Origin of the sequence: Sphingomonas sp. PSPC2-2 (assembly GCF_049897725.1) — a bacterium.
Taxonomy (GTDB): Bacteria; Pseudomonadota; Alphaproteobacteria; order Sphingomonadales; family Sphingomonadaceae; genus Sphingomonas.
Genome location: NZ_JAFCWU010000001.1, coordinates 449,022 through 474,571, shown reverse-complemented (window position 1 = coordinate 474,571; position 25,550 = coordinate 449,022). Strand labels below are relative to the sequence as shown.

The following is a 25,550-nucleotide window of genomic DNA, read 5'->3' as shown; positions in this document are numbered from 1 at the left end:
GCCGCCTCTCACAGCTCCATGCCGTCGTTGGGATCAAGCGACACCTGCCGGGCCACGCCCTGCACGAGCCGGTTCATCCGGCTGATCCGGGCGCTGTCGTCTTCGGCGTCATCATCGAGATCTGCCGCAAACTCGTTCTCGATCGGGACCTTCTTCTCGACCGCCCGGGCGTGGCTCAATTCGGGCTGGTGGCGGCGCTCCGATCCCGTCGGATCCTCACCGTCAGTCCCGCCCTGCTCGACGGCTGGTTCGGTTTGCGGTGACGGCGGCAACGGCAAGGCGCTCCAATCGTCGGGATTTGCCTCAGGCGACTTCGCCAAAGAGGGCGGTGGCAGGATGCGCTCCTGGAAGCGCCGATCCTCGAAATAGCGCGCCTTTTTTGCGCGGATCGGCGGCGTCCCAGCCACCATGACGATCTCATCGGCCGGTGGGAGCTGCATCACCTCGCCGGGGGTGAGCAGCGGCCGCGCCGTCTCCGAGCGCGAGACCATAAGGTGGCCGAGCCAGGGCGAGAGGCGGTGCCCGGCATAGTTCTTCATCGCGCGCATCTCGGTCGCGGTTCCGAGCGCATCGGAAACCCGCTTGGCGGTACGCTCGTCGTTTGTCGCGAAGCTGACCCGGACATGACAGTTGTCGAGGATCGAGTTGTTCGGCCCGTAAGCCTTCTCGATCTGGTTCAGCGACTGCGCGATCAGGAAGCTCTTCAGGCCGTAGCCGGCCATGAAAGCCAAGGCGCTTTCGAAGAAGTCCAGGCGTCCGAGCGCGGGAAACTCATCGAGCATTAGGAGCAGCCGGTGGCGTCCGCCTTTGGCCTGCAGGTCCTCGGTCAGCCGTCGGCCGACCTGGTTGAGGATCAGGCGGATCAGCGGCTTGGTGCGCGCGATGTCGGAGGGCGGCACCACCAGATAAAGCGTGGTGGGTCGTTTCCCCCCAATGATATCCGTAATGCGCCAGTCGCAACGGCGCGTGACTGCGGCGACGACGGGATCGCGGTAGAGGCCGAGGAACGACATCGCGGTCGAGAGCACGCCTGACCGTTCGTTGTCCGATTTGTTGAGCAGCTCGCGCGCGGCGCTGGCGATGACCGGGTGGGGACCGGCCTCGCCGAGATGCGCGGTCTTCATCATGGCGGCCAGTGTCGATTCGATCGGTCGCTTCGGGTCGGAAAGGAAAGCGGCGACACCGGCCAGCGTCTTGTCGGCTTCGGCGTAGAGGACATGGAGGATGGCGCCGACGAGGAGCGCGTGGCTGGTCTTCTCCCAATGGTTCCGTTTCTCCAGGCTCCCTTCCGGATCGACCAGGATGTCGGCGATGTTCTGGACGTCGCGTACCTCCCACTCGCCGCGGCGGACCTCGAGCAGAGGATTGTAAGCGGCCGACTTCGCATTGGTGGGATCGAACAGCAGCACCCGGCCGTGCCGGGCGCGAAAGCCCGCAGTGAGCTGCCAGTTCTCACCCTTGATGTCGTGGACGATTGCGGAGCCCGGCCAGGTCAGAAGCGACGGAACGACGAGGCCGACGCCTTTGCCGGACCGAGTCGGAGCAAAGCAGAGCACATGCTCGGGTCCATCATGACGGAGATAGGCGCGGTCGAGCTTGCCGAGCACCACGCCATCGGGTCCGAGTAACCCGGCGGACCTCACCTCGTCCGGGCGTGCCCATCGCGCCGAGCCGTAGGTCTCGACGTTCTTGGCCTCGCGTGCCCGCCACACCGACATGCCGATCGCGACCGCTATCGAAATGAAGCCACCCGATGCGGCGATATAGGCGCCTTCGACGAAGATCGGCGGCGCATAGGCATCGTAGAAATACCACCACCAGAAGAGGGCCGGTGGGTAGTAGATGGGCCAGCCGAACAGCTCGAACCAGGGTGAGCCGAGCTGCGGCTGGAAGCCGAGCCGCCAAGCCGTCCATTGCGTCGCCGCCCATGTGGTCAGGAGCACGATCAGGAAGACGGTGAGGATCTGACCCCATAGGATTTTCGTGGCAGACAAGCAGATTTCCTCGACGGTGACTGCATCGACGTCAGTGCTTGGCCGGCCAGATTGCAAGACGCGTTTTCGGGGATCGCATTGCCGGCAACCTTGGCGCGCGAATACAGGTCTTGGCGTAGAAAGTTTCATTGTCCGAGACCAGCGCCCGCATGACACCTGACTCCGTATTGCGCTGGGGCAGGCATTTCTCGCCATCGGCCGGTTCGCGATGATCGCCTGGGGCCGGACTTCTAGCCCGTGCCAAAGGCGGCGCTACGGATAGGCAGCTTTTGCCATATCGGCGACGGGAGGCTGACTGACTATTCGGGCAAACCCCAAGGTGAGCATTTGAACGGCGCGCTCAGCAGCCGACTCCCTGCGGAGTCCGGAATGTCGGCCTTTGCGACAAGAACCGATTGAACCGGAGGCTAGAAATAAGGCCCGTCGCTCAGGCGCTGCGAGACCCACCATATGTTGCCTGAGGGATCTCTGATGCCCCCCTGCCGATCTCCATACGGCATGTCGGCCGTATCCATGATCTTGTCGGCGCCAGCCCCCAATGCTTTGTCCATCGCTGCATTGGCATCGTCGACGTAAAGGTAAAAGGCAGCTGAGCTCGCTGGAAAACCCTCGGACGCTTCGCTGATCATGATCGTCGCGGTGTCGAATCTCATCTGGCAATTGGCGATGCGCCCGTCGGGAGCGATGCTTCTACCGATTTCGCGCGCGCCGAATGCGGCCTCGAGGAAGCGCACATATTCCTCGGCCCCATCTACAAAAATGTACGGCGTCACCACCGCGAAACCTTCTGGAACGGGCATGTCACTCTTCCTTTGGGTTCGGAGTACGATGCCCACCTCGGCCTTTGAGGTCAACGCGGAAGCCTACGTTTGGCGGAAACGTCATCACCGCGGTCGAACGCTGTCAGTGTGCCAGCCTGTCGCGACGCCATCCAGGTGGCGGCACGCTCGCCGGCCAGGCCAGGCTGGCCCCCTGTCAAGCGAGGAGGGTCTAGGCTTCCGGTAAGCACACCATCACCAACTCCAACTAGAGTCCGAGGCCCCGCTTGCGGCCGAAACTCCAGTCGACGCCGCCGTCGCCGCGCGACACGCCGGAGACATGCTGGCCGAGCTGCCTTTCCAGCGAGGGGGACCAAGGCACGAGTTGGAAGCCGAGCCCGTCGTCGATCATCGCGAACCGGCCCGACGCGAGCGTGAAGCGCTGCCGATAGGCCCCGGCGACATACTCGCCTGCCGCCGCGCGGGTCAGCGGGCGGCCGGTTTCGGTGGCCAACTGTTTCGCGATGGCGTCCAGCTCACGCTGGCGGAGCGTCTCGATCAGCCCGGGTCGGAAGCTGACGCCGCGGGCCTGGCGTTCGGCGAGGCCCTGCCCGATCAGATGTTCGGCGCGGGCGTCCAGCGCTTGGCGAACCTCCGCGCCGAAGCCTCCACCGCCGAGCGCGACCGGCTCGCGCGCGATCGCCTGCCGGTCCAGCCAGGTGGCGCCGCTCGCGGTAATCTGCTGGTCGATCGCCAGGTCCGAGCGGACCGCGAGCGCGACGCGTCGCTGACCCCGCGCGTCGTCGAATTTGCGGAGTTCGACGATCGAGCCCGGCGCACTGTCGCCGGCGCCGTCGAGGTCGGCGAGTCTGACGTGGTGGGTGCGGCCATCGACGCCGTCGATCACGGCGAAGGCTGTGCCCTTCAGCTCGTCGTCGAGGCCGCGGGCGACCAGCCGGCCGACGACGGGATCGTCGAGGCTCTCGCCGGCCAGGACGTAGCTCGCCGCGCCGCGCTCGATGCCGCGCTCCGAAAGCCCACGATGGATGCGCTTGATGATGTCGCCGCGCTCGCCGAGCTCGCGCAGCGTCGCCTCGGCCTTCTCTGACACGGACCACTGGCCGGGGCCGATCTGGTCGGCGAGTCCCAGCGACTCCAGCTTGCGCAGCCGTCCGACCTTGAGGGCATGGAATTCATCGGGCTGGCGGTTTGGATGCGGCGCGAGGTCGATGACGCCGGTCCGGTTGCTGTCGCGCGCGAGCTGGCGATCGAGAGTGGTCCAGCGCTCCGCCGTGATCTGGCGTTCGAGCGTGCGGCGGATGTCCTGGTCGGTCCGGACTCCGAGCTCCTGGGTGATCAGGTCGCGCGCACGATCGCGCATGCCTTCCTTGATGTAGTCACGGGAGATGACGAGGTTTTCGCCGTCGTCGCGCACGCCGCGGACGATCAGGTGCACGTGCGGGTGTTCGGTATTCCAGTGGTCGACGCCGATCCACTCGAGCCTGGTCCCGAGATCCTTCTCCATCTGACCGACGAGCTCGCGGGTGAAGCCTCTGAGGTCGGACATCTCGACGGCGTCGTCGGGCGAGACGATGAAGCGGAAATGATGGCGGTCCTCCTCGCACCGTGCCGAGAAGGCCTTGGGATCGGCGTCGTCGCTTCCGGGCCCGAACAGCCGGGCCTTCTCTCCATCCCGGGTGACGCCCTCGCGGCGCAGATAGCCCAAGTGCGTGGCGAGCGGCGCACCGCGCCCGGCATGACGCACCACGCGCGCCTTGATCACGGCGCCCCGCGATCGGGCGGTGATAAAGCGATTGGCCTGGACCGAGGCGCGCTGACCGCGGCCGAAGCGCGAGCGATGGCCGGGTCCGATCGCGCCCTTGCGTGAGACCGATCCGCCGGCGCGCTGGGCGGCGGCCAGCGCCTGGGCGATGAAGGGTCGCGCCCGTTGCGCGCTGGTCGAGCGGATGCGGCCCGGCCGGATGCGGAACTCGTCCTCGCCGCTCATTGTGCCCAGCCCGCACATCGCGCGATCGCGCTGATTTGCTGAGGAGAATACCGAAGTCGCAGGCTGCGCCTCTCAGGCGCACATCGCGAATTTGCCGCATAAGTCCCTGAAAAAGCACGACCGACCCGAAGCGCACATCGCGCCCCTTTATCCTGCCATCGTGCGGTTGTGTTGCATGCTTCTCCTCCCGAAGGTCGCCAGAAAACGCCGGGGCACGCTAGACTGCGAGAACGGCTTGGTGCGGTCATCGCGGGCCTCGACCATCGGGTCGTGCGACGAACAGGCCGGACGACTGCGGCGCCGACGCGGACGCTTCGCGCACTGGAGCGGTCGCCAAAACCTCGGTCGGTCGGCTTTCGGTCCGCGCCGGATCGGCAGCCGTCGTGCTCCCGCTGTGCGCGATGAACAGCGGCGCCCGCGTCCATGCGAGCGGATCGGCGGCCGCGACATTGATGGGGCCGGCGATCTCTCCGCCGCCCACGACGGGCGCCAGCGCGGCGACATAGGCCCGAGTCTCAGCCGGCAAGGCTCGGCCGCTCGCGAGGTATTCGTCGTAGCGGCCGGGACCGGCATTGTAAGCCGCGAGGAAGCCGGGCGAGCCGTAGCGGTCGTGCATTTCGCGCAGATAGGCGGCCCCCGCCAGGATGTTGTCGCGGGGGTCGTAGGGGTCGCTCCCGAGCCGGTGACGGGTACGCAGATCGACCCAGGTCGTGGGCATGATCTGCATCAACCCCATCGCGCCCGCCGGAGAGATCGCGCGCACCTCGCCGGCGCTTTCGACGCGCATGACGGCGCGGATCCAGCTCTCCGGAACGCCGAAGCGCTGCGCCGCTTCGGTGACGAAGGCGGCAAACGGATCGGCTGGAACCGAGCGGACGATCTGCGGTGTCTGGCCGAGTGCGGCTGCGGGCGGGCCGAGCTGGATCAGCAGGCCGGAAACGAGAAGCGGGGAGAGACGCCGGGCGGCGCGTAACCGCCCGGTGTCCGTCGAGGGCTCATGCGAGCGGCGAAATCTCCACATCGGCTCAGTCCTGCTCGTTGCGCTTGGGCGGACGGCTCCAGTTCAGGCCCCAAGCCGATTTGTCGTCGCCCGACTGGAACAGGTTGGCGCGCATCGGGCGTGCCAGCGTGGGATCGTCGAGCAGCAGCGAGACATAGTCGCCGGCCTTCTCGCCGGTGCGTTTCCAGCCGGCGCCGACCTCCGGGCCGTCCTCATCGCCGAGATGGACGCGGAAGTCGGGCGCATTCTCGGCGTCGGACGGATCGGCCGGGAGGAGGACGAGTGCAGCATCCAGCGTGAGCGTTCGGATGTGGCCGGAATAGCCGGACTTGGTGCGGGTGAAATGACCGATCAGCGCCATGGAAAGGCTCCTTCTGCTGGTGGTGGGGAAGAGGATCGGCGCGCGGTCATCGTGTTGGCGCGCGCCATTCGAAACGGCCGCTGCCGTCTTCGTCGGTCCACACCGGCATCGCGCGGCCGATGATCGTGCCCGTGGGAAGCGGACCGAAGTAGCGGCCGTCGAGGCTGTCCTCGACGGACCAGTTCATGAGGAAGATCTCGCCCGCCTCGATACGGCGGCAGCCCTGCCAGATCGGCAGGTCGCGACCGAGCCGGTCGCGCGCCAGCGCGTCTCCCATCGGCACGCCGTCGACGCTGACCTGCGCGCCGGCGCGGCAAACCCGTTGCCCGGGAAGGCCGGCGACGCGCTTCAGGAGCGGCACGCCGCGGGGCAGATAGCCACGCCCGGCGAGGAAGGACGCGAGCGGTTCCGGGGCGTCCACGGCGACGAGGTCGGTGACCTCAAGGCGCGGCGAGCGCTCGATCGCATAGAGGCCGATCGGCGTGCTGGCGGAGGCATTCCAGATCAGCCTCGGCGCGATCGGCAGCGCCGAGAGCCCGCCGATCAAGATCACGGCCAAGACCGTTGTCACCACATAGTCGAAGCGCGTCATGGCGCGACGCTCACGCGCAGGCGGAACGCGCCGTGCCGCGCGGCGGTATAGGTCCGCGGCTCCAACCCGGCGGCGAGCCGGTTGTGGACATGTCGCCAGTAATCCGGCGCGGCGTCGGCAGGATCGAGGCCGCGGTGCTCGACGGCGTCGATGGTCTGCAGCACGCGCTCGACTTTCGGCCATCCATCCACCGTCAGCAGGATGTCCGCGCCAGGACGCACCGATGGCAGCGTCTGAAAGGCCTCGCCGCGCCCCACGGCCCAGGCAATGGAGATGTTGGAGAGGATCGTGCCGAAGTCGTTGGCCGCCCACCGGACCAGGGCAAACGTACTTCCGGGTGGGAAGCTGACGACCCGTCGGCGGCGATCGAGAATCTGTTCGCGCGCGTGGCGGCCGAACCGGATCCAGTCCTCCTGCCGCTTCTCGATCCAGGTCAGCTCGACGTGGGTGAGCGGGTCGGATGCGGCGTCGGCGGAGCTCTGGTCGCGCCTCGCGGGGCTGGCGTCGGGGGCGATCATTGATCACCTCCTGCGTTCTCGGGATACTCACGCGCGAGCAGCGCGCGCAGCATGTCGGCGACGGTTTGCGCACGCTGGAACGCGGCGATCTTGATCCGTCCGCGCAGCTCCGGCGTGACGTCGATGGTTAGCCGGGCCGTGAAGGCGGCGGCATCGCCGCTTCGCGGCCGTTGCGGGTCGCAGGCCTTGATCCAGCTGTCCGGATCAGCGGGACGCTTGGCGAAGGCACGCTTCGACGACCGCTCGGTCACCATGTGATCCTCCCGATTTCGGCGCAGAGGGCGGTGATCTCGCGCGCCGCTCGGCTGTGTCCGTCGACCTCCGAGACGAGCCGTCCGGATTGGGCGGTGTCGGCGAAGGCGACGCGCTGGCCGATGGTGGAAGCCAGCAGCGGCGGATCGTGGTCGGCGAGCGTCTCGGCGGTGTCGCGGGCGATGACGGTGCGCGCGGCGCAGCGGTTGAGCACGAAGCGTGCGGCGAGATGCGGGCGGTAGATGCGCGCCTCGCCGAGCAGCGACAGCATCTCGGCGGACGCCCAGCCGTCGAACGGCGACGGTTGTACCGGGATCAGGATCAGATCGGCGGCGAGCAAGGCCGATCGCATCAGCCCGGCGACGCGCGGCGGGCCGTCGATGACGATGTGATCGGCGTCCCGCGCCAGCTCGGGTGCTTCACGGTGGAGGGTGTCTCGCGCCAGACCGACGACGCCGAACAGGCGCGGCAGGCGTTCACGGGCGCGCTGCTGCGACCAATCGAGCGCGGAGCCTTGCGGGTCCGCGTCGATCAGGGTGACGCGCAGGCCGTGGCGTGCCCATTCGCCGGCGAGATGCAAAGCGAGCGTTGTCTTGCCGACGCCGCCCTTCTGGTTGAGGAGCGCGACGATCATGACGCGCTCCGGAGCAGGGCCTGGTGGTTATCCGCAGGCGTGCAAAACGGCGGCCGCGTTAGAAAGATTCCGAAGGAATCTAGGTTAGGTAAGTTACGGGGGCCCCAAGCTGCTGAATCGAAACCTGGAATCGGCGATTCCGGTCCCCGATAGCACGAGAATCGGGTCCCCGATGGCACGATAGGGGCGGTCCCCGATAGCACGAGACGATTCACAGCTTATCCCCTGATCGAATTGGCGACCGGCGGTGACGCCGCGGTGTCCCGAGCGCGTCGGGATCGGTGGTGACGAAGGACAGGATTTCAGGGCCGCCGGCGCACGGCTCGATGCGCAAGCGATAGCCGGGCAGCGGCTGGCGGCGGACGATGTCGCGCAGGTCGTAGGCGAAGTGCTTGAGCGGCGAGAGGCTGCCCGACTTGGCGTGGAGGTGCGCGAAGTCGAAGCGCCAGCCGTGCTCCTGGCGACCGCCATGCTTGCGGACGAGCCGATAGAGCCAGCGCTCAAGGCCCCCGGTGAGGTCGAAATAGGCGCGGTCGATGGTCAGCACGAGCGCGTCGTCGAGCACCGCGGCGTAGAACCAGTCGGGCACGATCAGTTCGAGGCCGTGCGGCCGGCCGCGCGCGTCGGCCTTCTCCTTCCACTCGTTGATCCAGGAGAAGCGGTGCATCCGCCGCTCATTGGGCTGGCGGATCGAAGTCGCGATCGTGGTCGATTGCAGCCGGTCGAGCGCCGCCTTCAGGCGGTCATAGTCGCGTAGAGACACGCCGCGACCGATGAAGTTCAGGATCTCGTAGGGCGTCGTCCCCATCAGCCGCGACGGGCGCAGGCCGGCATCACGCGCCTCGACGATCTGGCTCGCGGCCCAGATCAGCACGTCGGCGTCCCAGATGGTCGCCATGCCGTGCTCCGGCACGGCTTCGACCCGGATGACGACCGGACCCGCCTTGAAGGCGATCGGCGCGAGGCGCTTCGATTTGGCGAGCGAGAAGAACGGATAGGCCATGAGATCCTGCGCATCCCTGGGCGCCAGGCCGCCGGGCAGCGCTCGGAAGAGATCGAGCTGCTCGCGTTCGTGGCGTGGGCGAGGCGGTGACATCCGGGGACGTCTCAACGGGCCTGGCGGCCGGCGCGGACCGGCGCCGCAGGTTCATGGCGCTTGGCGGGAAGGACGCTCCCGCGCGGGTCGGAGGTGGAGGTGACCGCGCCGCGATCGGCCCAGGCCTGCAGGTCGTCGACGGCGTAGACGACACGGCCGCCGAGCTTGCGATAGGCGGGACCAGTGCCATAGGTCCTGTGTTTTTCCAGGGTGCGGCCGGACAGACCGAGGAAACGTGCGGCTTCGGGTGTGCGGAGATAGCGCGGCGGCAAGCCGGCTGCGTTGGCGGACATGATCGGGCCTCCGGGGCGTTCGGTGAGGCCGCTGGCGATTAGCGGCGAGCGAAGGCCATGGTGGCGAAGAGCTGCCGCGCGGGGGGATGGCGAAGATGGGTGGGCTTAAATCGCACCCCTTTGGGCGTTCAGGTACGGCGTCGGCTGCGCAGCAGCTTGCGATAGCCGCCGGCGATCAGCGCTGCGCCGTCCTTGACGAGGTCGATGGTGCTGTCTCGAAGCGCGGAGGTCTTCCACGCGGCCTCGCCGACCCGTGAAGCACCGTAGATCGCGGCGGCGATCTCGCGATAACTTGCGCCGTTCATGTGCCCGTCAACCGCTTGCAGCATGTAACGCAGCCGGCGTCGCTGCTGGGCGGTGAGACGGCCGTCCGGCGGTACGGACCGCTTGTTGAGGGCGCGCCATAGCCGTGTCACAGCTTCGATCCGGTCGAGCCCGTCTGCGCCGAGGGGGACGAGCGCCGCGAGGGGCTGGGTGGGAACGGCAGCGTCGACAAGAAGGAGGCGGACGGCTTTCGGTCCGCGTCCGTAGACCATGCTGAGCCCGTCGACGCCTGCACGGGCGTCGCCAAGCTCTCGGCCAGAAGACAATCCGCCGTCCAAACCCGGGATCGGCGGAACCGCTGCTACAATGACGCTGCCTGGATCAATCTCCGGCGCCCAGAACACCGTCGTCTCAGTTGCGTTGAGGATCGGTGGGACGGGGAAATCGCAACCCCCATCGCAGGCGCACTCCCTCGGTGATGATCTGCAGGCTGGTGGCGGGCCGCTCGGTGTCAGCGTAATCGCGTTGATAATCGCGGTTGCGGCGCAGACATTCCCAGGCGAGGTCCGGGGCAATGAGTTGGTCGAGGAAATCGTAGCCGGGTGAAGTGCGCCACCCGGACGTGTCGGGCGTCATCGGTATCCTCCTGGTCGCACGCGTGCGGGACGGGGAAGAGACGATCCACGGTTGAGCGAGGCGCGGGAAGTCAGCGCGTCGGCAATGGGTGATGCCGCGGCGGCATCGCGCTTAGTGATGGCCTTCACGGACGAGCTGGCGGTAGCCGTGCTCGGTCATCCAGCGCGCGCGCGCCAGGTGGCTGTGGTGAACGCGTTGGGCCCGTTCGGGCTCGCGGTCCGGATCGATGCCGAACAGCAACGCGACCGCCTCTCGCCAGTCGGCTCCATCGGTGTCGGCGTCGAGCAGGCGCAAATAGAGCTTCACATGCGTGCGGTCGTAGGCGGTCAGCGCCGGGCTCTCCGGCGGCTGATCAAGGAATTCTTGCTGGGTCATGCGTTCCCCCCGCCGTGATGAGCGCCGCTGAATCAGCGGTTAACCATATCCAGAATTCTGCGACATGCGAGGGGCGATGGGGGACATCACCCGATGAACGCGCGGCATCACCGCCGGGTCGCCAGGTAGGGCGCACCTCAAGTTGCTGAGCCGATCTTCGCACGGACAAGCATGACTCCTTCACCCTGGTCGGAGGTGAGGAGGACGATGCCGCTTCGTTCCAGGGCCCGACGGACCTGATCGCGCGTGCTTTCGAACACCTCGAGACCGTTGACGGATTCGAGGCGTTTGAGCGCGGTCAAAGAAACCTGGGCCTTGTCAGCGAGCGTCTCCTGGTTCCAACCGAGCAGCGCGCGTGCGGCCCGCGACTGTCGGGCGGTGATCATGCATGATCACCTCCCACCGACACGAACGTGCACGCCAGAACTACGACTATAATAGTCGTCCTGGTGCCAGAGCCGCCAGTGTTTTTCCGTTTCGGGGCACCTTTTCCGGGTGGAGCGGCCGACCTGATTCGGTCGCCTGATCCGTTGCTGATGTCTGGCCCAGTGGATCAGATGAGCCGTATCGTCAGACCCCTAGGTATGAGCGCAAATCGACTGTTCTCGGAGGGGGATCGAGCCGTCCGCCTCCACAAGCCCAAGGAGGATTCAGCGCACCAGAATGGCGGTGGGCGCGCGCCGAATTGCCGGTCGCCGCCGCGCCGGCGCTTGCGGATCTGCTTAGTTCACGACATAGGTTAGACCCTGGCGTCGGGCGTAGGCGACCGCGGATTCGAGAGTCGGAAACCGGAGCTCGACCTGCGTCAGCGGATCGTCACCACCCGTCCAACCCATCAAAGGCTCGATGAAGGGTGGGGTTCGCCGTTCGAAGCGGAGAATCCAATGCTTCGTGCGCGCCTTGCCCGAGGTCATGACCGAGCGTGAGGGGCGAAAGATCCGAGCGACGGCATCGGGAGGAAACACCGAGTCCGGGTCGTGCGCACGCGGCGCCCGGCGGCCGAGGTCGGTGCGACTTGTCTCGGGCAGGGGCTGCGCGGGTTCTATTTCTCTCCAAACATAGCTCACGACCTGTCCCTCCCGCGAACGGCGAAGGAAAGGCCGGGGGGGACCCGGCTGGGTCTGCCCCCTGGCCTCGTCAGGCTTACTGCGCCTGGGCGCCGCCGTTGATGGCGATGCGCTTGGCTTTGGACTGAGCCCTTTCGGACTTCGGCAGGGTGACGGTCAGCACGCCGTTCTTGAAGTCGGCAGCGACCTTCTCCTCCTCGACGTCGAAGCCGAGCCCGATGCGGCGCTCGAAGCGGCCATAGGTCCGCTCGCTGAACTGCCGCGCCGCGTCTTCGGTGTGGGAGCGCTTTTCGCCGCGGAGCGTCAGGACGCCGTCCTCGATCAGGACCTCGACGTCCTTCTCCTCCAGGCCGGGGAGTTCTGCGGCGATACGCACGTCCTTCTCGGTCTCCGTCACCTCGACGCTTGGCCACGCCGGGGTGCGGCCGAAAAGACCGGGCGCGCCGAAGTCGCGGAAGGCCTCATCGAACAGGCGGTTCATGTCGCGATGGAGCGACAAGAACGGGCTCGGGGTCCCGCTCCGATAGGCGGTCGGGGTCTGATCGGTTTCCCGACCCCAGTGGATCAGATCACGCACGTTCATCGTCATGTCCTTTCTCAAAGCAACATGGTTGAATGAGGTGCGCCCGGAGCGCCGGACGCCCCTCGGAGCCGGACCTCAATCGAGCGTCCGGCGCGCCAGAAATTTGGGAATGGGGCGGCCGGAGGTCAAGAACCACACGGTCGTGGTTGGGCAACTTTTCGATGAAGAAACAGCTTCGTCGGGCTGATCGCGACCTTTGGGCGACGCGCAGTCCCAGACATCTGCAAGATCAGGCAAGCTTGTTTGAACCAAACCGGCTTTGTAAAGTTACAGGCTGCGATGGAGTCTTGCGCCAAAGGGGCTGGCCTTGTGACGAACTGAGGTCGTGCGACCCGGCCGCGCGCTCCAAGCGCGTTTGCACCGGGGAGCGTCGACCGTGGAAGACCGACCGCAACTGGATCGCTTGGCCGCGAGTGGCATCGCCGGTTTCGATTCCGTCGTGCATGGCGGGTTGGCGCGCGAACATATGTACCTGGTCGAGGGCACCCCGGGCTCCGGCAAGACCACGCTCGCGCTGCAGTTCCTCCTGGAAGGCGTCCGGTCGGGCGAGCGATGCCTCTACATCACGCTGTCGGAAACCGAGCGCGAGCTGCGCGCCACCGCACTTAGCCACAGCCTCGACCTGAATGGCTTGACCATCCTGGAGGTCGCGCCGCTGGAAGCCGACCTGGAGCAGCAGCAGGGCATCATCCACGCCGCCGAGGTCGAGCTCGACCACACCGTCGGTCTGATCATCGACAAGGTGAAAGCGCTCCGGCCGGACCGCCTGGTCATCGATGCCCTGACCGAATTGCGTCTCCTCGCGCTCGACTCTTTAAGCTACCGCCGCCAGCTGCTGACCTTGAAGCGTTTCTTCGCCGATCAGCAATGCACCGTCCTGGCGCTCGATGATCTCACCGACAACGCGCAAGGTCTTCAGTTGCACAGCATCGTCCATGGCGTCGTCACCCTCGAGCAGCGGCGGATGCAATACGGCGTGTTTCGCCGCCGCATGTGCGTCGCCAAGCTGCGCGGTGTCGATTACCGCACCGGCTATCATGACTATGCAATCTGCAAGGGCGGTATTTTGGTGTACCCGAGCCTGATCGCGGCCGAGCATCGGACCGAGTTCACGGCAGATGTGCTGCGGAGCGATGTCGGGCCGCTCGATGAGATGCTCGGCGGAGGGCTTCAGCGCGGGACCAGTACGCTCCTGCTCGGTCCGTCGGGGGTCGGCAAGTCGTCGCTCGCGCTGCAGTACACGATGGCGGCGGCGCGCCAGGAGCAGCGGGTGGCGATCTTCGCTTTCGACGAGAACTACCGCACCGCCGAGGCGCGAGCCGCAGGGCTCGGCATGGAGATCGAGGCGGCGAGAGAGAGCGGAACGCTTGTCTGGGAGCAGATCAACCCGGTGACGCTGTCACCGGGCGAGTTCGTCGACAAGGTGAAGCGCAACGTCGAGGCGGGCGCGAAGCTGGTCGTGATCGACAGCCTCAACAGCTATATGGCGTCGATGCCGGAGGAGCAGGCGCTCATCCTGCATATGCACGAGCTGCTGGCGTATCTCGGGAATCAAGGGGTGGTCACCATCCTGATCATGGCCCAGCACGGCATGGTCGGCGACGTGGCGGCGCCGATTGATCTCAGCTTCCTCGCCGACGGCATCGTCCTGCTGCGTTACTTCGAGGCTGAAGGCGAGGTACGCAAGGCGATATCGGTCTTGAAGAGCCGCAGCGGCCGGCACGAGACGACGATTCGCGAATATCGTCTGATATCTGGCGAGGGCGTCAGCGTCGGTCCGCCAATTCGTTCATTCCGTGGGGTCCTGTCGGGCGCGCCCACCCTCGTTGATAGCAAGCAGGCCATGCCGGACGCCCGTGATGACGCAAATCCCGGGCGCTGAAGAACGTGATGAGCGCGTCCTGATCTTGGCGCCGTCGCGTCGGGACGGTCCCACCGTCGCGGCGATCTTGGAGCGAGCAGGACTTGGGACGCAAACCGTCGCCACGCTCGCCGAGCTCTGCCGGGCGATGGAAGAAGGGGTTGGCGCCGCGATCGTCGTCGAGGAGGCGGTATCACCGCCGCCGGCCATGGCCATGCTTCAAGCCTGTCTTGAGCGGCTGCCGGCGTGGTCGGAACCACCGATCCTCGTGGTCACCGCCAGCGGCTCGCGCGGCAGCGCCGGGTTCGGACGCGGCAGTGAACACTTCGCAGGCTTCGGCAATCTGGTGCTGCTGGAGCGGCCGCTTCGCTCTGTAACGCTGGTAAGCACCCTGCATTCGGCGCTCCGGGCGCGACGGCGGCAATATCAGGTGCGCGACCATTTGCGCGAGCGTGAGCGTGCTGAGGCGCGGTTGCGCGCGCAGGAGCAGGACCTGCGCGATCTCAATGAGACGCTCGAAGAACGGGTTCGCGAACGCACCGCAGAGCTTGAGGCGACGAACCGCAGGCTGGCCGTCGAGATGGAACAGCGGCAGGAGGCCGAGCGGGCGCTCCGCCAGGCGCAGAAGATGGAGGCGATCGGCCAGCTCACAGGCGGCGTCGCCCACGACTTCAACAACCTCCTGATGGTGGTCTCTGGCGGGCTGGACATGTTGGGGCGGGCGCCCGACCCGGAGCGCCGCGAGCGGATCGTCTCCGGCATGCGCCAGGCCGTCACGCGGGGTGCGTCGCTGACGCGCCAACTGCTTGCCTTCTCCCGACGCATGTCATTGGCGCCCGAGGCGATCGATTTGCGTGCCCGCTTCGACGATATGCGCATCCTGATGACAGGCGCTCTGCGCGAGGATATCGCGCTCGAGGTCGAGCTTGCGGAAGACCTCTGGCCGGTGATGGCGGACCAGACGCAGCTCGAGCTTGCCATCCTCAACACGGTCGTCAACGCGCGGGATGCCATGCCGCAGGGCGGGACCGTGACGATCTTCGCTGGCAATGCGCGACTGGACGGCCGTGGCGAAAGTCGTCTCACCGGTGATTTCGTGCGGATCGAAGTTCGTGACACCGGCACCGGAATAGCACCCGACGTCTTGGATCGGATCTTCGATCCCTTCTTCACGACCAAAGAGGTCGGAAGCGGCACCGGTCTCGGCCTCAGCCAGGTCTATGGCTTCGCCAAGCAGTCGGGGGGACATGTGAAGGTGCGAAGCCGTGTCGGGGAGGGGACGAGGATCATCCTTCACCTGCCGCGCGCCAACAGCCTTCCGCTCGCGGCGGCTGTCGAGGCGAGTCCACCCGCGATTCCGGTACCAGGCCCGAAGGGCGAGCGCCGGATTCTCCTGGTTGAAGACAATGACGAGGTCGCGGAGCTGGCCGGCCAGATGCTGGAGGGGCTCGGCTTCACGGTTCGCCGGGCGGAGAGCGCGCCAGCCGCGCTCGCGCAATTGGAGAACGGCCACGCCGCCGATCTGGTGTTCTCCGACGTGGTGATGCCGGGCGGCATGAGCGGCATTGAACTCGCCCGCGAACTCGCGCGCCGCCGTCCGGGCCTGCCCGTCGTGCTCACGAGCGGGTTTAGCGACGGCCAGCGGGATGGCGACGCAGACGGCTTGAAATTGTTGCGCAAGCCCTATCGGCTCGACGAGTTGGAAGCGGCTCTCGCGGCCGCCTTGGGAGCGCATCTCTCTTCCGGCTGAAACGACCGGGGCGGCACGCCAAACCTGCCCGAGAGCTGAAAAGACGCCCCGCCCGGGTTGCCGGGCGGGGCGCTTGCGGGGCGTCTCAGTCGCCGTTGCGGCGGCTGGGGCGGGACCAGATGAGGCTGAAGCCGTCGCCTTCCTCGTCGTCGAAGAGATTGGCGTAGATCGGAGCGGTGAAGCTCGGATCGTCCAGCTTGAGGCCGAGATAGTTGCGGCCCTCGTTGGAGCGCTTCGACCAGGCGGCCCCGATCTCGGCGCGGCCGACGAAGACGCGGTGGCTGGGGGCGTTCTCGCCGCTGGTCCGGGCTTCGGGGACGATGCGGACGTTCTTGGTCTGGACGCTGAGGGTAACGATTTCGCCGGTGTACTCGTTCGAGCCGGTCTTCTTGAAGGTGCCGATGGTGGCCATGGGAAATCTCCTTGAGCTTGTCTGTCGAGCCCGCACCATTGCGGCCTCGATGGTGATCGCCCGGCCGGAGGCGATCGACGGCGCACCCGAAGGGCGTCAGACAGCAAAGGAGGGACTTTCTTGGTGCGCGAGGAATGCCGGCGGCCCGGGGCCCCTACGCGACCTGTCGCGTGGGGTGGGTTCCGGCAGGGGAAGAAAATCTTGACGGTGCTGTTGCGCCTTAGGCGATCGAGGCGAAGCCGTCCTTCGGCCAGATACACCCATCGAAGAGGCCGTGTCGGTGCGCTCGCAACAGGCAATGGGTCAACGGAGACCTGGCGATCTGTCGCCGCTCGCAAAGCCCGGCTCCGGACAGATGGCGATCGTCATCAACTTGGCGTCCGTATAGGCTCGTGCGGTCCCGCACGGTTCTCGGCAGGGACGCTGCTGCTCACGTCTTCATCGATCGCGCGCGACTGCCGAGCTCCGTCGAAGCGCTCGAACGGCGCGGCTCTCGGCTGGATTTGACGGCTGCGAGCCTCCTGATCCCCGACCGTCCTACCGCCGAAGACGTGAGTTGCGCCAGCGCCTCGTCCCGCAGCTGCCGTCGCCCAGGTGGGTGTTACGCCCCCGCGAACCTCTCGCTCGATCGGGCGGGAGCGGCGGCAGCGATCCGGGTCCATGCCGTGATGCCGACCGCGACAGCGCCGACGATGGAGAACAGCGTCTGCCAGGTTTCCGAGGGCACCGCGTGCTTCGCGATCCCATGGACGGCGTGGTAGCCGGCCAGCGCCGCGGGCGCTGCAAACACCAGCCCGACGGCCAGCCGCAGCCAGGCCGGACGGGTGAGGGTGAAGAGGAACTGGCCGAGCCCGAGCGTCAGCCCGGCGGTTATAAGGCCGGCCAGGATGCCGCCGGGCCAGCCTGCGCCCATCTCATAGGCCCAGCTGCCGGCGGCGACGCCGGCGAACAGGGGCAGCGCGTAGATGGCGAGCGTGAAGAGCAGCCAGCACAAGATGCCGATGGCCGTGATGCTGATGAGGATGCCAATAACCATGGTGGTGCTCCATGCGAATAGTCTATGGGTCGCGCCTTCCACCACCGCCACGGCGCAGATCGAAGTATAGCCGAAAGAGAGCATGCGCGGGAGCGGAAATCCGGCAGGATCTCCGCTCGACTGAGCCCTTCGTGCTTAGGGCGCGAAGGGATCCACTTCGTGGACGATAGCCGCGGCGTCGCCGTCATATTCGTTGGCGGGAACGACCGAGAGGCTGCCGTCACCGGCCTCGAAGATCACGATGGTGACCATCAGCGTCGTGGCGAGGCTGAAGGCGAAGGCGTGCGCTTGGTTGAGGGACATCGTTCCGGCTCCTGTCTGGAGGCGGGGGACCAACCCCCGCGTGACTGGCGCCCGATGTGTCCGGCCGAGGGCCGCAATCACCGCGCAGGCGAAGCCGCAGCGGCGGCATGCGCGCATAGCCGACCCTTTATGGGTTGATGGCGTTAGGGCCTCGGCCGGACCAAGGATTAGCGCAAGGACAAGGGGGCTGGTCGGACGTCCGGACCGGAGGCTTGACTGGATTCTCCATTACGACGCGCGCCGATCTTGATCGGTTGGTCACGACACAGCCTCGCTGATCGCTATTCGGCCGGCACCTGTCTTTCGACCCGTGACGGAGGGGCACGGCTACCCCCCGTCAGAAGCGGAGTTGAGGCTGGGCGCCAACGCTCAGGGTCCCAGCCGCGGGCAGGCGGCTTGACGCTCGATATGCACCGATATACATATGTATCATGATGCAACAAAGCGTTTTCCAGACATTGGCCGACCCGACGCGGCTTCGTATCGTGGAAGCGCTGGCAGCCGGGGAACAGGCGGTGGGCGACCTCGTTCGTGCCGTGGACATCGATCAGTCCGGCGTTTCGCGGCACCTGAGAATCCTCGGGGAAGCGGGATTCGTCGTCATGAGGCCCGATGGGGCAAGGCGCCTCTACTCGCTCCGACCTGAGCCGTTCCATGCGATCGACGACTGGGTTCGAAGCTATCGCAGGCTTTGGGAGGGCCGGCTCGATCGTTTCGATGCAGCTCTGGCGCGACGGGCGAGCGCGCGGCAATCCGAGGGTGAGAAGTGATGGCGCAGGCCAGCGAGCGGGCCGCGGGTCCGATCAGGTTCGAGCGGGTCTATGACGCATCGATCGAGGACGTCTGGGCGCTATGGACCACGAAAGAAGGGCTGGAGGAGTGGTTCGCACCCGAGGGAATGCGCGTCGAGATGACGGCCCTTCAGCTGCGGGTCGGCGGCGCCTTTGATTATGTGATGACCGCGGTGGGTGCCGAGCAGGTCGCCTATCTGGCGAACCTCGACATGCGGCAGACCGCGAGGGTGAGCGGTCGGCTCGTGGAGATGGTGCGCCACCGGCGGCTGCGCATCCGCTTCGACATGGACTTCGTCCCCGGCGTCGAGCCGTATCCGTATGACATGCTGGTTGAGATGAGCGTCGAAGCCGGGCGTGTTCGGATGGTCCTTACCGCGGATCGTCATCCGGACCCCGAGATGACAAGCGGCGCAATCCTTGGATTGACCAGCCAGCTGCAAAAATTCGACCTGGCTATCTCAGCAAGAGCAACAAAGGAGCAACGTCCATAATGCGACCCCTTCTCTACTCCATCAACGTGACGATCGACGGTTGTGTCGACCATAGCGCCGGCTCTACGGACGCGGTGCTTCTGGAGGAGGCGCTGCGTGCAACACATCGCCATGCCATAGCGAGCATGGGCCGCGCCGATGCGCTGCTCTTTGGTCGCGTCACCTACCAGATGATGGAGGAAGCGTGGCGGCTGGAGACGCGGACCTTGACAATGCCCGAGTGGACGGACCCGTTCGCACGGACCATTGATGCGATGAAGAAGTACGTCGTTTCCAGCACGCTCGGCGAGGTCGATTGGAACGCGGAGCTGGTCCGTGGCGATTTGGCCGAGGCCGTCCAGGCGCTTAAACAAGAACCCGGGAAGGCGCTGTTCACCGGTGGCGTCAGGCTCCCAATGGCGTTGGCGGAGATGGATCTGATCGACGAGTATGAGTTCGTGGTCCAGCCCATTATTGTGGGGCGTGGCCCCAGCTTGTTCGCCGGCCTCTCAAAGGTCATCGACTTGAAACTCGTCGACCGGATTGAGCTGAGCTCCGGCGCCGTGGCTCTGCGCTATGAGCCAAGAAGGTAGGTTGGACGCAGCTCGCAGGCCCCTTTGCTTCCAATCACATGCACAACAGGGACAAATCGGAGTCTTGCGACCAATGGCTTAGGTGCTAGCTCGTTTGACGAGTGGCCATTACATGGCTCCCCGACCGGGTTGTCGCGGCAGGCACCCAAGGGGGCGTTCGTGTTGCTACCTGGCTTTGTCGTAGCAAGCTGTAAGGAGGCGCTGCATGGCTTACGAAGGCAGCTGTCACTGTGGGAAAGTAGCATTCCGAGTCAACGAAGACCCTCCAGTGAATGCGGTCAGGTGTAACTGTTCGCACTGTCGAAGGAAGGGGTTTTTGCTATCCTTTGTGCCGTCAGGCAGTCTAATGATCCTTCAGGGAGAAGAGGTGCTTACAGATTATTTCTTCAATAAACATGCCATTGCTCACCGGTTCTGTTCGACATGCGGTTGTGAGGCGTTTGGTTATGGCAAGGGTCCAGATGGTGCTGATATAGCGTTCATTAACCTACGGTGCGTGCCGTCGATCGATCTCGATGGCCTGGCAATTCAAGACGTGGACGGTGCTAATCTTTAGATATGCCTGATCGCACCGTTCCCGTGGATGAGTCGAATGCTGAGACGCGGGCTGTTCCAAATATTATCGGTTGATGGCGTCAAGCGATCGGTCGGACCAAGGATCAGCGCAGCAAAGCGGGAGATGGTGGCCGGCGATGGGTGGTTCGATGGTTGTTCTGGATACGGGCCGGACTTCGCCCTTGTCGTGAGCCCGCAGGGGAATGCAACAGTGCGCGGCCTGAAACGGAACGGTCCTACGGCACCGAATTGAGACGCTCAGCCAGACGATCCAAGCCGCCGCGAATCATGCTCGCATACGGCGTGTCGGGCAGATCTGCGGTGGCGGCCATTCCAGCCGCGAGATGGCGCTGGCAACCCGCTCTGTCTCCTAGGCGCAAATAGTCGTCGCCGAGGTTGAGATGTAACGACGGCATGAAAGCCGCAATAGATAGGCTGTCGTGATGCCCTTTAGCTTCGGCGTCGGTGCAGCGCAGCGCTGCAGCTAGCGCTCGCTGGTCCCATGCCAGCTCATCCTGCAGGTCGTCCTGCGCATCGGCCATGAAGTGCGCCAGTGTGCACTCATGGAGGGGTCTTGGATCGAGCTCAATTTTAACCCAGATATCCACGAATGCTTGGCGCGCTTCGGCTCGTGCACCACTTTGTAAGGTCGTGATGGCTGCTTGGATTTCTGTCATGATAGGATCGTCGGACATTGGCAAATCCTAACAAAATAGTTGGTGTTGCGGAAGTCCGGGGCTAACTCGCCCCGGCTCCAAAGTGCCAAACCGGGATGCCGAGCTTTTTGGCTTTGTCGGCGAGGTTGTCCTGAATGCCGGTGCCGGGGAAATGCAGGACCCCGATCGGCAGCACGTCCAGCATCTGATCGTTGCGCTTGAAGGGCGCGGCCTTGGCGTGCCTGGTCCAGTCGGGCTTGAACGCCACCTGCGGCACCTTGCGATGGTCCGCCCAACGGGATGCGATGCGTTCGGCGCCCTTCGGCGAACCGCCGTGGAGCAACACCATGTCAGGATACTTGGCGTGGACCTGATCGAGCTTGGCCCAGATCAGACGGTGGTCGTTGAAGTCCAGCCCGCCGGTGAAGGCGATTTTCGGGCCAGCCGGGAGCATGACCTGCGTCTCGGCCCGCTTCTTCGCCGCGAGGAAATCACGGCTGTCGATCATCGCCGAGGTCAGGTGGCGGTGGTTGACCATCGATCCGCTGCGGGGTCTCCACGATGAGCGGGTTTGGCGCTCGAACTGCTCGGCGGCCTGGTCGCGCATCAGTTCGAAGGCGTCGCGCCGCTCGATCAGCGTCTGCCCTTCGGCAGTGAGGCGTTCCAACTCGACCGACTTGACCTCGCTGCCGTCCTGCTCGCGCTGCGAGCGGCGCTGCGCCTGCTCGTTGTCGTCCAGTTCGCGCTCGATCCGCTCGGTGGCGCGGTGGAAGAGGTTGACCGTCGACCAGAGGAGGTCGTCGAGGTCCGGCTCGAGGCGGGTGTCTCCGAGCGTCGAGATCAGGGCGTCGAAGATGTCCGCGATGGCGCCTGCCACATGTTTGCCATCGGGCAGCTCCCTCGGGTCGGGGTCGTCCGCGAAGGGACGGTAGCCATAGAGCTGAAGTTCGCTGAGGACATGGTCGGTGGGAGATGCGGCGTGGTCCGGTTCGTGGTCGTGATGCTCGCTCATGGGATGCTCCGTCGGTCGTGACCGCGACCCTCGCGGCCTTCATGGCGACGAAAGCTGGCGAGCGGACCGGACCTGCACCCGCAGCGAAGCGCAGGGCCGAAGCGTCAGCGGAGGATGGCGGAGGCCGGCTATTTTGTTTCGCGATGGAAAGCGGCCCACGGGGCCGCGCCGGAAAATAGTCGGCTGCAGACATTGCCGGTCCGGCCCGGTTGCCGGCCGATCGCCCTCTCGAAGGCCGGGGCGCGGTCCTCCCCGACACGGGAAAGCATCTGAGCGAGGCGGAGACCGGATTGCCTGCCACATCCATTCTCGGCCTATGCCGCCAGCTCCATGAAACGCGCGACGTCGTGCGGCGCGATCTGCGCCCGCAAAGCGGCCCGAAGGCGATTCTGACCCAGGATGCGCAGATCCTCGTTGAAGTCCTCTAGGCTTGGCGACAGCACGATCGCCTCGATGCCGGCCGCGTCCGCTCGGTCGATCAAGGTCGCCATCGCCCGGTCGCCTGCCGGATCGTCGTCGCGCGCGATGTAGAGCCGGCGCAGTGTGTCGGGGAAGAGGATGGCAGCGAGGTGCGCAGCGGAGAGCGCCGCGGCCGCCGGCATTGCAGGCAGCGCTTGGCGTAGCGACAGCATGGTCTCAATGCCTTCGCCGGCCGCCATCACCTCGTGCGCCACACCGAAGCGCACGGCATGTCCGAGAAGCTCGCCCATCGCCCGCCTTGGTGTTTCGATCGGCGCCTTGCCGTCTGTCGTAGAATCCATGCCAGGGGGCGCAAGATAGGTGCGGTGCGCCCCGGTGATCCTGCCGTTGAGGTCGGTGACGACCGCGATCATTGCCGGCCACGTCTGGGTCGGAGAATGCTGGTCGGGGCGATAGTAGCAGCGAGGGTGGAAGCGCAGCGACCCGCTTGCGTGCAAAGCCGTAATGCCGCGTTTGCGCAGATACGTTTCAGCGATAGTGCCCGTAATCGGCTGCGACATGGCGATTAGACGCCGTGCCGCCTCCGGCGACCCTGTCGGAGCGGCGGCCTGGTGGGACGAACGCTTACAGGGCGTCGGCTCGGGATGCGGCAGGCTGAGGAAGCGGCGCGCCTCGTCGGCGACGTCCTTGAAACCGTGGAGGCCGCAGCTTTCGCGGATCACATCGAGTAGGTCGCCATGTTCGCCCGTCGCGGCATCGGTCCATTTGCCGGCAGCGCCCTTGCCGGATTCGGAGCCCTGCAGCCGGACGAACATCGACCGGCCGGTCGCGTTGCGCGCGTCGCCGACCAGCCAGTAGCGGCCCTCGCGGCGTCCGGCGGAAAGGTAATGGCGGCAGACCGCTTCGGCCTGACGGCCGAGACGTTGCGCGAGGTCTGATGCGGTGTTCGGCATGAGCGACCCCAGAAAAAGAAGGCCCGCCATCGCCGGCGGGCCTGAGGTGGAGACGGGTTTGTTGACGGACGTTATTCGGCCGCGACGGCGTGGGGGACGTTGGCCTCGGCTTCTTCATCATCGTCGACGGGCTCGAACTCGCCCATAGCCGTTTCGCCGCCGTCCTCCGCCGTCTCTTCGACGACCTCGGTGTCGGCGGGCTCGACCGGGGCCGGCGCCGCGATCCCCCCATCGGCGGTCGTCTCCGCAGCGGCGGTGACGATCGCCCGCCCAGGCGTGCGCAGCGGCTCCGGCAGCCAGCCCGAGCCAGCGAGGATCTGCGCGGCAGTCTCCGCCATGTCGCCCTTCTTCATGTGCTCGATGCGGTCACCGGCCCGGTCGCCCTTCGCCTCGCGCACGGCGGCGAGGATGCGCGCCTTAGTGACCCGGCCGAGGAACCCGTCAACGGTCGGGGTCCAGCCGGCGCCTGCCATGTCGAGATCGACCGCCTGGGCGAGTCGGTCGGCATGGAGGATCGCCCGCGGCCGGCGATTGTAGGGCTCGATCACGGCGTTGACCGACAGCGCGACGCAGTGCGCGAACAGCGCCTGCCGGCTGTCCGCATCGAAGCCGTCGAGCGCGTCCCAGAGCTCTTCCGGCTCCTTGGGAAGGGTGTTGGCCCAGGCCTGATGCCGCACATCGAGCGCGCGGGCCGACGGCGTATCGGCGAGCCCCGGCGCCTGAGCGGCGAAGCCGGCGCTCTTCAGGTCGAGCTCCAGGCAGGTGTCGAGCGCGTAGCGGTAGAACACGCGGATGCAGAGCGCGTGCAGCGCCGCCAGGAACGCCACGTCCGGGTTCTCGCCGAGCGCATGGCGCAGCGCGATCGTGCGATGCGCCGTGAGTTCCGCCATCAGCCGGTCGGGAATGGGCTTCAGGCCCTCATCCTCCTCCGGCTCCTCGACGTGTCCGACCTGAACGGTCGTGCCATCGTCGTCGACCTGAGCCGCGACGGTCCGCGTCTCCTCGCCATCGCCGGTCAGTTCGCCGGTGGCGCTGTCCTCCTCCGGCTCGATCGGCAGCTCGTCCTCCGACCGGACGAACCCGCGCTCGATCCGCACACTGCCGCCGGCGTCGATGCTCACGAAGGCGCCGGCGCGCCCGATCTCGTCGACGTCGAACCGTACCGGCCGCTGATCGAGGGCCTCCAGCGCGGTCTCGATCTCGCCCAGGCGTGCGTCCACCTCTTCGGGCAGCTCGTCCGCCTCGGCGTATTCGGCCTCCAGTCCATCGAGCTCGGCCTGGAGCGCGGCACGCGCGGCTTCCTCCTGCTCGGTAAGGGGGACCTCCTCGCCGCGCAGCTGACGAAGGCCAAACACATGGCCGTAGGGGAACGAAGTCGCGACCTCGGTCCACTTCCAGCCCTCGGCCTGTACCTCGGCCGCAGCTTCCCGGAGCTTCTCCGTCACCATCATTTCGAGCAGGCTGACATCCTGCAGCCAGCCGCCATCGTCGGCCTGGAACAGGTCGCGCAGGATCGTGCCGCCGGCCTCGACATAGGCGTCGATCCCGACGAACTGCGCCCGCTTGTCGGAGGCGCGGACGGCGTGCTCGGTCAGCATGCGCCGGATCACGTAGGGCTGCTTGTCGTAGCCTTGCGTCAGTCGTTCGAACACCTGCTCCTGGCGCTCATGATCGCCCGAGACGGTGAAGGCCATCAGCTGGTCCAGCGTCAAGCCGTCCTCGGCATAGACGTCGAGCAGGCGCGGCGACACCGAGGCGAGCTTCAACCGCTGCTTGACGACCGCGACCGGCACGAAGAACGCCGCCGCGATATCCTCCTCGGACTGGCCCTTTTCGCGCAACGCCTGGAAGGCCCGGAACTGGTCGAGTGGGTGGAGCGGCGCGCGCTGGACGTTCTCGGCGAGGCTGTCTTCCTCGGCGATGCCGTCGTCGCGCACGACGCAGGGCACGGGGGCAGTCTTGGCAAGGCGCTTCTGCTTGACCAAAAGCTCCAGCGCCCGGAACCGCCGACCGCCGGCCGGAATCTCGTAGATGCCAGTCTCGGTCCCGTCCTCGCCGACGATGGCGCGAACCGACAGGCCCTGCAGCAGGCCGCGCCGGGCGATGTCCTCGGCGAGCTCCTCGATCGAGACGCCGGCCTTGACGCGCCGGACGTTCGACTGGGAGAGCACGAGCTTGTTGAGGGGGATGTCGCGCGAGGACGACAGGGTAATCTTCTTCGATGCCGCTTGGGCCATGGTCTTCACTCCACGACGGGCGGCCGGGAGCCTCTCTCTCGGCCTCCTACCCGTCACGAAGCGCAGC

Annotated in this window: 30 protein-coding genes; 6 read left to right on the top strand and 24 right to left on the bottom strand. The window is 66.2% G+C overall.

Features of this window, described 5'->3' with window-relative positions; all coding sequences use genetic code 11:
* Window positions 1-8: 8 nt before the first annotated feature.
* From ACP7BY_RS02255 to ACP7BY_RS02175, 17 genes are all read right to left on the bottom strand, one after another.
* Window positions 9-1,994, bottom strand: coding sequence for a conjugal transfer protein TraG (locus tag ACP7BY_RS02255; RefSeq protein WP_033965409.1), 1,986 nt, complete (start codon window positions 1,992-1,994; stop codon window positions 9-11).
* Between the two features lie 407 nt (window positions 1,995-2,401).
* On the bottom strand, window positions 2,402-2,794 hold the full coding sequence (locus ACP7BY_RS02250; RefSeq protein WP_033965381.1) for a VOC family protein: 393 nt from the start codon (window positions 2,792-2,794) through the stop codon (window positions 2,402-2,404).
* Between the two features lie 226 nt (window positions 2,795-3,020).
* Window positions 3,021-4,760, bottom strand: coding sequence for a relaxase/mobilization nuclease domain-containing protein (locus tag ACP7BY_RS02245; RefSeq protein ID WP_137903030.1), 1,740 nt, complete (start codon window positions 4,758-4,760; stop codon window positions 3,021-3,023).
* Window positions 4,761-5,004: 244 nt separating this feature from the next.
* Window positions 5,005-5,781 carry a lytic transglycosylase domain-containing protein gene (locus ACP7BY_RS02240; RefSeq protein WP_052192374.1) on the bottom strand — a complete coding sequence of 259 codons (777 nt, stop codon included), beginning with the start codon at window positions 5,779-5,781 and terminating at the stop codon, window positions 5,005-5,007.
* 4 nt (window positions 5,782-5,785) lie between these two features.
* Window positions 5,786-6,121, bottom strand: coding sequence for a DUF736 domain-containing protein (locus ACP7BY_RS02235; protein WP_033965406.1), 336 nt, complete (start codon window positions 6,119-6,121; stop codon window positions 5,786-5,788).
* A 46-nt stretch (window positions 6,122-6,167) separates the two neighbouring features.
* On the bottom strand, window positions 6,168-6,713 hold the full coding sequence (locus ACP7BY_RS02230) for a S26 family signal peptidase (protein WP_137903029.1): 546 nt from the start codon (window positions 6,711-6,713) through the stop codon (window positions 6,168-6,170).
* On the bottom strand, window positions 6,710-7,231 hold the full coding sequence (locus tag ACP7BY_RS02225; protein ID WP_033965380.1) for a DUF2840 domain-containing protein: 522 nt from the start codon (window positions 7,229-7,231) through the stop codon (window positions 6,710-6,712). Before ACP7BY_RS02225 ends, ACP7BY_RS02230 begins: the two co-directional genes overlap by 4 nt.
* On the bottom strand, window positions 7,228-7,482 hold the full coding sequence (locus ACP7BY_RS02220) for a hypothetical protein (protein WP_033965404.1): 255 nt from the start codon (window positions 7,480-7,482) through the stop codon (window positions 7,228-7,230). The genes ACP7BY_RS02225 and ACP7BY_RS02220 overlap by 4 nt, the downstream gene beginning before the upstream one ends.
* Complete coding sequence (gene parA, locus ACP7BY_RS02215) at window positions 7,479-8,117, bottom strand: ParA family partition ATPase (protein ID WP_137903028.1); 639 nt, start codon at window positions 8,115-8,117, stop codon at window positions 7,479-7,481. Before parA ends, ACP7BY_RS02220 begins: the two co-directional genes overlap by 4 nt.
* A gap of 211 nt (window positions 8,118-8,328) precedes the next feature.
* On the bottom strand, window positions 8,329-9,213 hold the full coding sequence (locus ACP7BY_RS02210; RefSeq protein ID WP_033965379.1) for a replication initiator protein A: 885 nt from the start codon (window positions 9,211-9,213) through the stop codon (window positions 8,329-8,331).
* Window positions 9,214-9,224: 11 nt separating this feature from the next.
* On the bottom strand, window positions 9,225-9,506 hold the full coding sequence (locus ACP7BY_RS02205; protein ID WP_033965377.1) for a helix-turn-helix transcriptional regulator: 282 nt from the start codon (window positions 9,504-9,506) through the stop codon (window positions 9,225-9,227).
* Window positions 9,507-9,634: 128 nt separating this feature from the next.
* A complete protein-coding gene (locus ACP7BY_RS02200) occupies window positions 9,635-10,174 on the bottom strand; it encodes a DUF2285 domain-containing protein (RefSeq protein ID WP_033965375.1) in 540 nt (179 codons plus the stop codon).
* Window positions 10,175-10,181: 7 nt separating this feature from the next.
* Window positions 10,182-10,406 carry a transcriptional regulator domain-containing protein gene (locus tag ACP7BY_RS02195; protein ID WP_033965374.1) on the bottom strand — a complete coding sequence of 75 codons (225 nt, stop codon included), beginning with the start codon at window positions 10,404-10,406 and terminating at the stop codon, window positions 10,182-10,184.
* 111 nt (window positions 10,407-10,517) lie between these two features.
* Window positions 10,518-10,781: a DNA -binding domain-containing protein gene (locus tag ACP7BY_RS02190; protein WP_033965373.1), complete on the bottom strand. Its 264-nt coding sequence runs from the start codon at window positions 10,779-10,781 to the stop codon at window positions 10,518-10,520.
* Window positions 10,782-10,918: 137 nt separating this feature from the next.
* Window positions 10,919-11,167 carry a helix-turn-helix domain-containing protein gene (locus ACP7BY_RS02185; RefSeq protein WP_033965369.1) on the bottom strand — a complete coding sequence of 83 codons (249 nt, stop codon included), beginning with the start codon at window positions 11,165-11,167 and terminating at the stop codon, window positions 10,919-10,921.
* A gap of 336 nt (window positions 11,168-11,503) precedes the next feature.
* Window positions 11,504-11,848: an ETC complex I subunit gene (locus ACP7BY_RS02180; protein WP_231565150.1), complete on the bottom strand. Its 345-nt coding sequence runs from the start codon at window positions 11,846-11,848 to the stop codon at window positions 11,504-11,506.
* Window positions 11,849-11,924: 76 nt separating this feature from the next.
* A complete protein-coding gene (locus ACP7BY_RS02175; RefSeq protein WP_349304018.1) occupies window positions 11,925-12,437 on the bottom strand; it encodes an Hsp20/alpha crystallin family protein in 513 nt (170 codons plus the stop codon).
* Window positions 12,438-12,807: 370 nt separating this feature from the next.
* Between ACP7BY_RS02175 and ACP7BY_RS02170 the strand changes: the two genes are divergently transcribed.
* Window positions 12,808-14,313: an ATPase domain-containing protein gene (locus ACP7BY_RS02170; RefSeq protein WP_033965366.1), complete on the top strand. Its 1,506-nt coding sequence runs from the start codon at window positions 12,808-12,810 to the stop codon at window positions 14,311-14,313.
* Window positions 14,291-16,042 (top strand): ATP-binding protein, encoded by a 1,752-nt coding sequence (locus ACP7BY_RS02165; RefSeq protein ID WP_137903027.1) that lies wholly within the window; start codon window positions 14,291-14,293, stop codon window positions 16,040-16,042. The genes ACP7BY_RS02170 and ACP7BY_RS02165 overlap by 23 nt, the downstream gene beginning before the upstream one ends.
* A gap of 85 nt (window positions 16,043-16,127) precedes the next feature.
* Here ACP7BY_RS02165 and ACP7BY_RS02160 read toward each other — a convergent pair whose 3' ends face one another.
* The 3 genes from ACP7BY_RS02160 to ACP7BY_RS02150 all read right to left on the bottom strand — a co-directional run bounded on the left by ACP7BY_RS02160 (window position 16,128) and on the right by ACP7BY_RS02150 (window position 17,793).
* Entirely contained in the window at window positions 16,128-16,454 is a 327-nt protein-coding gene (locus ACP7BY_RS02160) for a DUF736 domain-containing protein (RefSeq protein WP_033965364.1), read from the bottom strand.
* Between the two features lie 601 nt (window positions 16,455-17,055).
* Window positions 17,056-17,490 (bottom strand): hypothetical protein, encoded by a 435-nt coding sequence (locus ACP7BY_RS02155; protein WP_137903026.1) that lies wholly within the window; start codon window positions 17,488-17,490, stop codon window positions 17,056-17,058.
* A 135-nt stretch (window positions 17,491-17,625) separates the two neighbouring features.
* The gene (locus ACP7BY_RS02150; protein ID WP_171010564.1) at window positions 17,626-17,793 is read right to left on the bottom strand and encodes a hypothetical protein; all 168 of its coding nucleotides are present in this window, start codon (window positions 17,791-17,793) and stop codon (window positions 17,626-17,628) included.
* 431 nt (window positions 17,794-18,224) lie between these two features.
* Here ACP7BY_RS02150 and ACP7BY_RS02145 point away from each other — a divergent pair, with 431 nt between their 5' ends.
* From ACP7BY_RS02145 to ACP7BY_RS02130, 4 genes are all read left to right on the top strand, one after another.
* Complete coding sequence (locus ACP7BY_RS02145; protein WP_137903025.1) at window positions 18,225-18,563, top strand: ArsR/SmtB family transcription factor; 339 nt, start codon at window positions 18,225-18,227, stop codon at window positions 18,561-18,563.
* Window positions 18,563-19,078, top strand: coding sequence for an SRPBCC family protein (locus tag ACP7BY_RS02140; RefSeq protein WP_033965362.1), 516 nt, complete (start codon window positions 18,563-18,565; stop codon window positions 19,076-19,078). The genes ACP7BY_RS02145 and ACP7BY_RS02140 overlap by 1 nt, the downstream gene beginning before the upstream one ends.
* Complete coding sequence (locus ACP7BY_RS02135; protein ID WP_033965361.1) at window positions 19,078-19,650, top strand: dihydrofolate reductase family protein; 573 nt, start codon at window positions 19,078-19,080, stop codon at window positions 19,648-19,650. Before ACP7BY_RS02140 ends, ACP7BY_RS02135 begins: the two co-directional genes overlap by 1 nt.
* A gap of 205 nt (window positions 19,651-19,855) precedes the next feature.
* Window positions 19,856-20,206, top strand: coding sequence for a GFA family protein (locus tag ACP7BY_RS02130; RefSeq protein ID WP_081988738.1), 351 nt, complete (start codon window positions 19,856-19,858; stop codon window positions 20,204-20,206).
* Between the two features lie 235 nt (window positions 20,207-20,441).
* On the opposite strand, the gene ACP7BY_RS02125 is transcribed toward ACP7BY_RS02130, so the two are convergent.
* The 4 genes from ACP7BY_RS02125 to ACP7BY_RS02110 form a co-directional block, all read right to left on the bottom strand.
* Complete coding sequence (locus tag ACP7BY_RS02125; RefSeq protein ID WP_033965359.1) at window positions 20,442-20,900, bottom strand: hypothetical protein; 459 nt, start codon at window positions 20,898-20,900, stop codon at window positions 20,442-20,444.
* 43 nt (window positions 20,901-20,943) lie between these two features.
* Window positions 20,944-21,873: a DUF2493 domain-containing protein gene (locus ACP7BY_RS02120; RefSeq protein ID WP_137902910.1), complete on the bottom strand. Its 930-nt coding sequence runs from the start codon at window positions 21,871-21,873 to the stop codon at window positions 20,944-20,946.
* Window positions 21,874-22,187: 314 nt separating this feature from the next.
* Window positions 22,188-23,246, bottom strand: a complete 1,059-nt coding sequence (locus ACP7BY_RS02115) for a DUF7146 domain-containing protein (protein ID WP_033965358.1) — start codon at window positions 23,244-23,246, stop codon at window positions 22,188-22,190.
* 71 nt (window positions 23,247-23,317) lie between these two features.
* Window positions 23,318-25,483 carry a ParB/RepB/Spo0J family partition protein gene (locus ACP7BY_RS02110; RefSeq protein ID WP_033965398.1) on the bottom strand — a complete coding sequence of 722 codons (2,166 nt, stop codon included), beginning with the start codon at window positions 25,481-25,483 and terminating at the stop codon, window positions 23,318-23,320.
* Window positions 25,484-25,550 lie beyond the last annotated feature (67 nt).